Genomic DNA, 1,584 nt, shown 5'->3' with positions numbered 1-1,584 from the left:
CGTCCTGCTGGCGGCCACCGCCACGATGACCGCCCGCCTGGCCGGGACGACCGAGGCCGTCCTCAGCGTCGTGGTCAACAACCGCTTCCTGCCCGAACTGGCCAACGCGGTGAGCGTGGTCGCGGGCGACGGACTCTTCCACCTCCCGGACGCCACCGCCGAGTTCGGCGAGGTCGTCCGGCGCACCCACGCTGCCGCGATCGGCACCTACCGCCACGCCTACTACGACAGGCTCGCGCTGGCCGCCGAGACCGAGCGGCTCGCCGCCGAGGGCGTCCCGCTCGCCGACCGGTCCTGCGTGTTCAACGACACCCGCGAGCTGCTCCCCTCCGCACCCGGCCCCGACGGCGGAGCCACCACCCTCAGCTGGCCGGTCGAGTTCGAGCCCCGCCCCGGCCTCAGCTACGCCCTGGACGCCCTGCAGTCCCCCGAGGCGCTGAGCCTGGCCATGACGGCCGACCCGGCCGTCCTCCCGCGCCCCACGATGGAGCGGTTCCTGTACGGCGTCGAGGAGTTGATCCTCACCGAGGCAGCGCGCTCCACCACCGCCGGCCCTGCCGGTGAAGCCCCTGAAGCTTGAACCTGACACCGGTGTCAGGTTCTACCGTACCGGCATGACCTCCACCACCGATATCCTCCTCAGCCCCTACCGCCTCGGCACGCTCGACCTGCCCAACCGCGTCGTCATGGCCCCGATGACGCGGTACCGGGCCACCGAGGACGGCACCCCGCTGCCCATAGTCGCCGAGCACTACGCCCAGCGCGCGAGCGCCGGACTGATCATCACCGAGGGCATCTGGCCCAGTCGGCAGGGCCAGTCCGGCTGGCGCCTGCCCGGCCTGGAGACGCCCGAGCACGTGGCGGGCTGGCGTACGGTCACCGAGGCCACCCACGCGGCGGGCGGCCGGATCGTCGCCCAGCTGATGCACGGCGGCCGCCAGGGCCACCCGCTCAACCGGCTGCTCGGCGACGTCCCGGCCGGGCCCTCCGCCGTCCCGGCCCCGGGCCCGGTGCACGTCCGGGGCGGTGGCAAGGCCGAGGCCGTCACCCCGCGCGAGCTGACCCGCGCCGACATCCGCGAAACCGTCGCCGACCACGTCGCCGCCGCCCGCAGGGCGCTCACCGCCGGCTTCGACGCCGTCGAGCTGCACGGCGCCAACTCCTACCTGATCCACCAGTTCCTCGCCGACAACACCAACCTGCGCACCGACGAGTACGGCCCCCGCAGCCTCGCCGACCGGCTCCGCTTCCCCGTCGAGCTGGTCACCGCCGTGGCCGACGCGATCGGCCCGGGCCGCCTCGGCCTGCGACTCTCCCCCGGCAACCCGCAGTTCGGCATGGAGGAGGCCGACCCGGCGCCGGTCTACCGGGCGCTGCTGGCCGAGCTCGACGGCCTCGGCCTGGCCTACCTCCACCTCACCGACAACGACGACTACCCGGCCCTGGCCGACCTGCGCCCGCGCTGGTCCGGCCCGCTGATCGCCAACGTCGGCGAGAACCGCGCCGCCACCGACCGCGAGCGCGGCGAGGCGGTGCTCGCCGCCGGACTCGCCGACCTGGTCTCCTACGGCCGCGCCTTCATCG

General features: G+C 74.5%; 1 protein-coding gene and 1 pseudogene. Both read left to right on the top strand.

Annotation, left to right across the window (positions count from 1 at the left end):
* A pseudogene (locus J0670_RS37700) lies at window positions 1–580 on the top strand (non-ribosomal peptide synthetase condensation domain protein); the annotation flags it as partial.
* Window positions 581–614: 34 nt separating this feature from the next.
* Window positions 615–1,584: alkene reductase (locus J0670_RS37695; RefSeq protein ID WP_207817278.1), on the top strand; the 970-nt coding region annotated here is incomplete at its 3' end.

Origin of the sequence: Streptomyces sp. FH025, assembly GCF_017427025.1 — a bacterium.
Classification (GTDB): domain Bacteria; phylum Actinomycetota; class Actinomycetes; order Streptomycetales; family Streptomycetaceae; genus Kitasatospora.
This window is presented reverse-complemented; position numbering and strand designations above follow the sequence as displayed.